Source organism: Candidatus Avelusimicrobium sp., assembly GCF_051874775.1.
GTDB lineage: Bacteria > Elusimicrobiota > Elusimicrobia > Elusimicrobiales > Elusimicrobiaceae > Avelusimicrobium.
Genome location: NZ_JBJEGE010000030.1, coordinates 1 through 8,522, shown reverse-complemented (window position 1 = coordinate 8,522; position 8,522 = coordinate 1). Strand labels below are relative to the sequence as shown.

Genomic DNA, 8,522 nt, shown 5'->3' with positions numbered 1-8,522 from the left:
AGGTTGACCCGAAGCCTTAAGCGCGCGGGCTTGGGCGTTTATTTTTAAAGTCGGCGAATCGCCAATTTGCAAAGCTAGTTTACTTAACGCAAGCGACATAATTTTCCTCTATCGACATTCTACCATTTAAATTTAAAAAATGGGCAGGTTGTTTTGGAATTGAGAGATAAAACACAAAAATCAGAAGGAGTTGTATGGCTTAGGTTTTGAAAGTTATTTATCCTTAAAAAACACAAGGGACGAAAAAAACCATTTCATCCCTTGTGCATAAAATGTCAGTTAAGTCCAGCTGTTATTTATCCACCGCGCGGTTTTCTATCTGCTCCGTAAAGGTAATATGATTGCGGTGAATCGTCCCCGACAAGGCAGGCACCTCTTTACGGACGAAATACTCCGGCACAATCCTCAGCTTTCCGTCCACCCAACGCAAGCGGTTCACTTTTTTAAGCGGGAAGAAATCCGGCGTAAACAGAGCCAGGTAGGCGCCCAGGCCGCCGCCGTCCAAGAACGGAGGCAAATTATTCTGTCCTGCCAAACGGGCGCGCGGGTAAATAGTGGCTTTTAAATGCGGAATAAAACGCAACGCTCCTTCGGCACTCTGAACGCTTAATAAATCACGCGTCGGATCCAGTCCGTCACCCACCATCGTACTGGCGCGGAGTTGATCCAAATTCGGCTTTTTCAAATCTTTGACATACGGCACGGTGGCCAACGTCATCACACGCGGATTCATTGTTTCAGAATCAAACGCCACCACAGGCACGTTTTGAAATTCCACGGGCTCAAAGCGATGGACGGTGGAAGTACCGTCATACCCTGCGCGGACGGAACCGGCATATCCTCCGTCGGAAAACGACATTTGGCACACGCCGCCCGCTTTGTCAAAATTGTTTACTTTAATGGTCAGCGAAGATGGATCGCTCCCCCCGCCCTCTGCCAGTGTAGAGCTCTGCCCTCTGCCCTGTATGCCGAACGATTTACTCCATTCGTTCACCATCACGTTGCCAAAATCTTCCACGGTTAAATAGCGGTCCCTGCGGCCGAGGATGAACCAGTCCTGCACGCGGTCCCACCAGGAGCGTTTTTGTCCGCCGAAACGATTAATATATTCTTTCGCAGCCAAGTTGCGGCGTTCATTTTCCCACGCCACCCATTTGGGACTGTTTAAATAAAATTCCGGTGTACTTCCTGCTTCAAAAAACGCGGAACGGCGCGTCTGCGTGAAGTATTCTGCCAACGACACGGTTTTGCCTTCCCCAATTTCAACGGGTTTGCGCCACAGTTCGTTAATCAAGGTACGATCCGCACGCAAACCGGGACGTTCGATTTCCCCCACCAATGCGCGCCAGTTGCGGCGCAGACCGGCGGACATAGCGGGATCATTCGCATACGAAAATCCCTGCTCGAACGTATAATCTTCCAATGCGGTGGCCAGTTCTTTCAATTCCACGTTATGCAGTAAAATGGAGCCGTCTTCTTCAGCCAATTCTACGAAACGCCTTATATTTTCGTTAAATTTGTTTTTGTAATATCCTGCCGGCAAACGGCGCGTACTGGGGATTAACTTATCGTCATACATAAAATCCGGCAGGCGGCCCGTTTGGCGGATAGGATCCAAAATCACGCGCTCGGCCTCTTCCAGTGACATATAATAAAAATACTCCATGATATTGTTGGCCTTGGCGGCGGACATTCCGCGAATGGCTTCAATCTGGTCCCGCGGGTGAAAATAGCCGTTGCGGTAGTATTCCATCCAATCTTTAATCACTTGTTCTTCGTCCTGTAAGCCGGACGGAAAACGTTTGGTAATCGGGTTGGGACGGAGATTTTCCTCAAATGTAGGCGCCGTAGCATATGCGGGCAGATCGGTTTTTCCCAACGCCAAAGAAGGCGCGGACAAATCGATGGGCACATTTTGTAAAGACGGCGTTTGCACGGACGCAGACTGCGTCTCCGGCACAGCCGTTGTGGCCTGCGCTAACATCACACGGGAGGCGCGCAAACGGGCAGCCGTCTCCAAATACTCAGCAGTAGCCCCAGAAGAAAAATCAAACAAACTTAATCCGGGACGGCTGACAAGAGCCATCGTTTCTTGAAAAGCTTTAACGTTCACAGGCTGCACGGCTTCCGATCGGGCAGGGATATGCACAGCGTAATTTTCCTGCTGCAAAAATTGGATAAATGATTCATACGCTTCCGTACGAGGAGCAACAGTCAGCAGCGTTTCCAAGCGGGTAATATCATTTAACGCCAACAGTGCGCGCGCGGAAGCCGTAAAAGCCAAGGGTTCCAGTTCCCCTGCACTCAGCATACGATACAGTTTGATTAAAGCGGCTCCATCCTGCTGCGTACCGTACCACCCCACTCCGTAAACGTTCCCCAGGGCTTTGAGCGCTAGACGGGCTGCTTCGCTGCTGGGATCCAACGGAAAGACGGAAATTTCCGGTAGTATATCCAACCGGCCGGAACAGGCAAGCATATTGCGTCTCAATAAATCCAACGCTCGGGACGACTGTTCCAGAGAAATTTGAATATTTTTATAAGTGGAAATCGTCAAAAATTCATTATGCACCAACTGGGAGGCCTCCGGCGCAGCCAAAACGGACGGTATCATCCGCGTCGATACTTTTCCGACCGCAAGCAAACTGCGGACTTTCGATGCCGGCAGCAACGCCGAACGCTCCAGCTGCGCCTGCATGCGGGCAGTAAGCACGGTTTTTGGGGCAGATTTACCTAATCTCAAGAAATTCTTCCACTGCGCCTGAGCAGGTACACACAAACACATCCCCATTAAACAAGCAGCCAAACGTTTCATATTACATACTCCAAAAAAGTAAGAACTCTTTTTATTATGATAAATCCTGCGCGTACAAACAAGGGCCATAAGACCCACATAAAAATAGGACTTGGCCTAGCCGCCTCCAAATAACAAACGTAAAACTATTTTTTATCCGGAAGAGCGGCCAGCTTTTCCGCTAGCGGAGCAAGCGCTTCTTCGCGCACTTGCTCAATACGTCCGTCGTCCGCCGCCGCAGCCACAGACGGATTTAACGGCAGCCGCAATACGGGCGAGATATTAAAATCTTTGCCCAGTTCTTCCGCGCGGGATTTGCCGAATACAGGGAGCTCTTTGCCACAGTCCGTGCATTTTAAATAGCTCATATTTTCCACAAGCCCCAATACGGGCACCGTCATCATCTGCGCCATTTTGACGGCTTTGCCCACAATCATTTTGACCAAATCCTGCGGTGTGGAAACAATAACAATTCCGTCCACGGGCAGACTTTGGAATACCGTCAGCGTAACATCTCCCGTCCCGGGCGGCATATCAATAAACAAATAATCCACGTCTTTCCAGATGACATCCGTCCAAAATTGTTTGACCGTCCCCGTAATCAGCGAACCGCGCCAAATAACGGGGTCCGTTTCATTTTCCAACAGAAGATTTAAAGACATCACCTGCACTCCGCCCGCGCTTGTGACGGGATAAATGCCGTCTTGGTCGCCCGTGGCACGTTCGTGAATGCCGAACATTTTGGGTACGGACGGACCGGTAATGTCCGCATCCAGCACGCCGCAGGAAAATCCGCGCCGTGTCATTTCCGCCGCCAATAACCCCGTAACCAAGGATTTCCCTACCCCGCCTTTTCCGCTCACCACGCCGACAACATGTCTAATGCGGGACAAAAGATGCGGTTTATCTTTAACCATTTCGCCCTGTTTGCGGCTTGCGCAGCTCGCGCTGCAGGAAGAACAATCGTGCGAACAATTTTCACTCATATTACAAAACTCCTACTTCATCCAATTAAAATTTTTGTCCGTCAACCCGACGACAGACAACGTATTGTTGCCAATTTTGCGCACGGCGGCGTAACGGGCGTTTGCATACTTGTTGCCCGTTCCTTCCTGAAAGAAAAACTGGTGCGGCATGCGGTAGCGGCCGTGCTCGTAACGTACAGTAATGCACGCAGCCCCTTCCGCATTTAACTTAAATACGCCCACCTGCGTAATTTCCTGCCGTTCGCCCTCTTTGCGTTCACGCGTTTCTTGCACTACACACAGCTTGGCGTCCTTGCGTTCGGCCTTGTTTTCAAACGCATAGGTAAGCCACATATAATCGCCCATTAAAAGCGCGCGCGGGTCCGCGGGAATCATTTCCAAATAAAACGTATCCGATAAAGCGCGCATACGGTGCGTCATCCACGCGCAGACCGCCAACGCACCGCACAATAATAGGCACACGCAAAAGAAAATTTTACCGCGCATATTTCCTCCTTACCCCCGCATAGGCAGCCAACACGCATACGCCTGCCAACGTCAGCCAGCCGGATTTTGCAAGCAGCGTTGTATTCATATCATAATACATGCCCGCCAGCCCCGCAGCAAAGCCCGCCATTCCAACCCACTCCAACAAGCGTTCGCGCAAATAATATCCCGCCGCGCACGCCACAACCCCCGCCAACGCATACACGGACAGCCAACACGCCGAAACTACAATCAGCGCGCAAATAAGCGCATGCGTTTTAAAAGAAACGGGCAGACGCGAGGCGCAAAAAGCCGCTATTCCCGCAAACAGCACAAGCGCAAGGTTTATCCCCGCCGATTCAAACAGAAAAATCAGCCCCACGCCGCAGGCAATCACGCCCGCATACGCAAGCGGTTTTAAAGCAATACGGCGGGAAGCAAAAATCCACAACGCGCCGCCAAAGAAGAGAGCGCACAGAACCGCGCTCAAAATTTCCATTCTGGCGGAGAAACGCAACAGTCCGTTTTGCGTCCAGTCTAAAAGCGCAACAAGCGCCCACGTGCAAAAGAACAAACGGTCTATTTTGGCTTTAAAAAACGGGTAACTAAGAGCGGCCACCGCGCAAAAGATGAACGCAGTCCATTCTTTTGCGTAATCTAAAGAAAAAACAAGCCAGCCAATCAGTTCCATACGGCCAATAATTCCGATTACCAAACCCAACTGGGCGCAAAAAACATATCCCCAGTCTGCCCTGCCTTCGTTCTTGGCGGAAAGCCACCATCCTGCCGCAGTAAACACCACCCCAATAACAATACGCGGCAACGCCCGAGACCAAAACAGCCCGCCGCCCACCAACAAAACGGCACAGCTGATCAGCGCGCCGAAAAACAATATTCCCTGTACGAGTTTGGGCGGGTACGCTTCGCGCGTTTTTAAATAGGTTTGCGCCGCTTCGCGTTTTTCCTGCGGCACCAAAGCTAATATTTCCGTATTCATTTATCCCCCTTGATATATCGGATACCGCGCCAAGCGGCCACGCCGGCCCCGCAAAAGAGTACGGCACACATAAGCCCAATTCCAAAAAAACCGCCTATAACCCCCCGTTCCATCCAAACCACACATAAGAAGGCAGCCAGTGAGAACGCTCCTCCGCACAGCACCGTGGGGCTTTTCAGTTTAAGTCCCGCGCATGAGGCGAGCGCGCAAAAAACGGGCAGAACCCAATACTTGGGGTCCGCGTGGTAACGGTGCCAATTCACGGCGATTAACAGGCCGTACCCCGTTAAAAACGCCCACAGCGGCACGAACACCCACGGGCGGAAATCAGCGGGCCACCTTTTAAAATAAATGACGGTTTCCGTTACCGCCCACACGGTTAGACCAATACCCAACGCAGGCCAGTAAACTTCCTTATAACCAAGTTTTCCGCTTACATAAATGTAAAAAACATAAAACGCCGCCAACCATACCCAGCGTACGCCGCTCGCAACGGCCAATACGGTCAAAATTATGCTCCACGTGCCAAATAACTCATATACAAACGCGCCAGTCTGAAATTCCTGCCCGTACACGGCCAGGAACGTTCCGGCGAAAACGCCCGCCCCCACACAGCACGCCTGGCCGGGGCCGGATTTTACCCCCCATTTCCACGCGCCCGCGCCGCAAAGCAGAATACCCAAGAGCGGCAGGGCAAATTTGTAAAGAACGCCCAATTTGTCCCAGTTATACGCAAAAAAGCAAACCACACCCGCCAGCACAAGCGCGGCCCCGACGGACAAAAGACGCCTTAACAGCCAGCTTTGCACGGGTTCCCGTGCCGTTTGCGGCAAGGCTTTATCGTATGTTTCGCGCGTAATAAAACCGCGCAGTAAAAATTCGTCCAACAGTGATTTTTGTATCATATTTTGATTATACAAAATGTCTTACAACGTATCACAAAAGCTATAATATTACTATGTACTGGAGTTTATCTCTTTTATTGGCCGCTTGTTTGGTGTGGTACGCGCTTTCCCGCACGGGCGCGCACGTGATTTTCCGCCCGCAGAAAAAACGCTGGCCGATGAAACTGCCGTTTGAAAATATATCTTTCCCCGCGCCGGACGGCAAATTGATTACAGGGGTCTATCTGCCCGCAAAAGACGGAAATCCCACACTTTTATTTTTCCACGGACGCGGCGGAAATGTATCGCACTTTGAAAAATTCGCACTTGCTTACGCGCCGCGCGGATACGGGGTTTTGATGACGGATTACCGCGGATTTGGATTAAGCGGGGGTAATCCGTCCCAAACACATATGCTTGAGGACGGCGTTTGCGCCGCGCGGTTTCTGCTAAAAGAGAAAAAAATTCCGCCGCAGAACATCGTCATTTTCGGGCACTCGTTGGGCAATGCGGCCGCCCTGCACGTATCGGCCACCTTAGGCAAACTGCCGTGGAGGGCCGTCATTTTGCAAAGTCCGTTTTTATCTACGCCTGATATGGCCGTTTGTTTTGTAACGCATACTTACGAGCCTAAAAGTTTGTTCTACCGCGCTTATAAAATGTTTGTTACTCCCTTTTTATGGTTGAACCGTTTTGAAAATACGCGGCCCGCTGCACGCCTGACTGCGCCCGTACTGGTGTGTATGAGCAAGACGGATGCGACGATTCCGTGGAAAATGACGGCGCGCCTGAGCGACTTTATCCCGCACGCCAAACGCTTTTTAGCGGAAAACGGCGGCCACGACGAATTTATTTGGGCGGCAAACGCCGTAGATGATTTTTTACAATCAGGTAATTGATAGTTTTGCAAATATAGTAGAATATACTATCTTAATTTCAAAGAGGAAATAATATGTACGCAGGTTTTTGGAAACGAGTTGCAGCGTATTTAATTGATTGCGTATTGGTGGGTGTTGTCAATTACATACTTTTTTTCATAATGTTTGCGATAGGTAAACAGATGTCCGTATCAGAAAATAGCGTATTTTTGTTCTCAGGCGTGATTATAGCAGGATTTTACTTGTTGTATTACGTCTATGCGGAAGCTTCCCAGTGGCAAGCCACCGTCGGTAAGCGGATTGTGGGCATTAAAGTAACGGACGAATACGGCCACCGCATTTCGTTTTGGCGTTCCCTTGGACGGTATATAGCAATGGCGGTATCCTCCGTTAGTTTTCTGATCGGATATATGATGTGCGGCTGGACGGAGCGCAAACAATGTCTGCACGATAAAATCGCGGGGTGTTTGGTGGTGGACAAAAATTACATTATCGGACAACAGCCCGCCCCTGCGCCGCACAAAATACCGTGGTGGGCAATTGTGCTCTGCTGTATACCCGCAGGGATGTTTCTATTGGGCCTTTTAGCCGCCTTGTTTTTACCCGCAATGATAAAAAAAACGGAAGAAGCCCGCTCTAAAGTCCAGACGAAGATGATAGTCATAGTAATGCGGCAAGTTGCGAGTGTCCAATCAATATACAACCTAAAAACGGGCCAATATACCACGCAGTGGGATGACTTGTTAGGGGAGATAATCACCCCTCTTCCGGATGTTGCCTATGTGAACGGTTCCCAAAACTTCAACCCGAACCACAGCTACGAAAGCGGCGACAGCAAAAAATTATGGGTCCTTGTCTTAGGCCCCGAGGAAATCACCGCGTGGCGAACTCCTGAGGGAAAATACCGTATTGTAATGCCTTACAAAACCAAGATTCCTCAGTGCCTAACGGACGACACGCAAATGCGTACTTTCTGCGATGAATTCAATCGCTCAAAAGGGACAAACGCCGGCCTTAATAAACGCACGTAATGGATAAATTTGACGGGCAAACGGTATGAAAGCATCCTGTGTAAAAGTTTAGTATAATAAAGGGAGCATTCGTTAGCCCGCCACTCGGTGAATGCGTAAAATGGAGAGGTGTGTGAGTGGTTGAAACAGCAGGTCTCGAAAACCTGTAAACCGCAAGGTTTCGAGGGTTCAAATCCCTCCCTCTCCGTATTCTAGTTTTGCTCTATACGCACTGTTCCCCGTCAGGGTTATTCCCCGACGGGGATTTTTTTGCGCACCACTGATAGCATGCAAATTTTTGCAGTTTTTATACTTCTTGGCAAATTTTTTAGTTGTATGCTAAAAGCACTTTGGGGTAGTGGCGCAAGTACAAATTAAAATGTTTTATAATATAAAATTAGAGGAAGAATTATGCGTAAGTGGATAAAAGCTATTGTCAAAGTGTTGGGTGTGTTTCTTATACTAGAAATTGTTATTTCTTTGCTTCCAAATAGAGGAATTTTACGTG

7 protein-coding genes and 1 tRNA gene are annotated in these 8,522 nt (G+C 49.7%); 3 read left to right on the top strand and 5 right to left on the bottom strand.

Going from position 1 to position 8,522, the window contains the following annotated elements; all coding sequences use genetic code 11:
* Positions 1 to 292: 292 nt before the first annotated feature.
* The 5 genes from ACI351_RS06885 to ACI351_RS06865 form a co-directional block, all read right to left on the bottom strand.
* Entirely contained in the window at positions 293 to 2,815 is a 2,523-nt protein-coding gene (locus ACI351_RS06885) for a hypothetical protein (protein ID WP_439734511.1), read from the bottom strand.
* 125 nt (positions 2,816 to 2,940) lie between these two features.
* The gene (locus tag ACI351_RS06880) at positions 2,941 to 3,780 is read right to left on the bottom strand and encodes a P-loop NTPase (RefSeq protein ID WP_439734510.1); all 840 of its coding nucleotides are present in this window, start codon (positions 3,778 to 3,780) and stop codon (positions 2,941 to 2,943) included.
* Positions 3,781 to 3,792: 12 nt separating this feature from the next.
* The gene (locus tag ACI351_RS06875) at positions 3,793 to 4,266 is read right to left on the bottom strand and encodes a GDYXXLXY domain-containing protein (RefSeq protein ID WP_439734509.1); all 474 of its coding nucleotides are present in this window, start codon (positions 4,264 to 4,266) and stop codon (positions 3,793 to 3,795) included.
* Positions 4,256 to 5,242 (bottom strand): DUF4401 domain-containing protein, encoded by a 987-nt coding sequence (locus tag ACI351_RS06870; RefSeq protein ID WP_439734508.1) that lies wholly within the window; start codon positions 5,240 to 5,242, stop codon positions 4,256 to 4,258. The genes ACI351_RS06875 and ACI351_RS06870 overlap by 11 nt, the downstream gene beginning before the upstream one ends.
* Positions 5,239 to 6,147, bottom strand: coding sequence for a DUF2157 domain-containing protein (locus ACI351_RS06865; protein ID WP_439734507.1), 909 nt, complete (start codon positions 6,145 to 6,147; stop codon positions 5,239 to 5,241). Before ACI351_RS06865 ends, ACI351_RS06870 begins: the two co-directional genes overlap by 4 nt.
* 53 nt (positions 6,148 to 6,200) lie before the next feature.
* Between ACI351_RS06865 and ACI351_RS06860 the strand changes: the two genes are divergently transcribed.
* The 3 genes from ACI351_RS06860 (at position 6,201) to ACI351_RS06850 (ending at position 8,222) form a co-directional block, all read left to right on the top strand.
* Positions 6,201 to 7,025 (top strand): alpha/beta hydrolase, encoded by an 825-nt coding sequence (locus tag ACI351_RS06860; protein ID WP_439734506.1) that lies wholly within the window; start codon positions 6,201 to 6,203, stop codon positions 7,023 to 7,025.
* Positions 7,026 to 7,078: 53 nt separating this feature from the next.
* Positions 7,079 to 8,035, top strand: a complete 957-nt coding sequence (locus ACI351_RS06855; protein WP_439734505.1) for an RDD family protein — start codon at positions 7,079 to 7,081, stop codon at positions 8,033 to 8,035.
* Between the two features lie 102 nt (positions 8,036 to 8,137).
* Positions 8,138 to 8,222: transfer RNA gene (locus tag ACI351_RS06850), tRNA-Ser, on the top strand.
* The last annotated feature ends 300 nt before the right edge of the window (positions 8,223 to 8,522 follow it).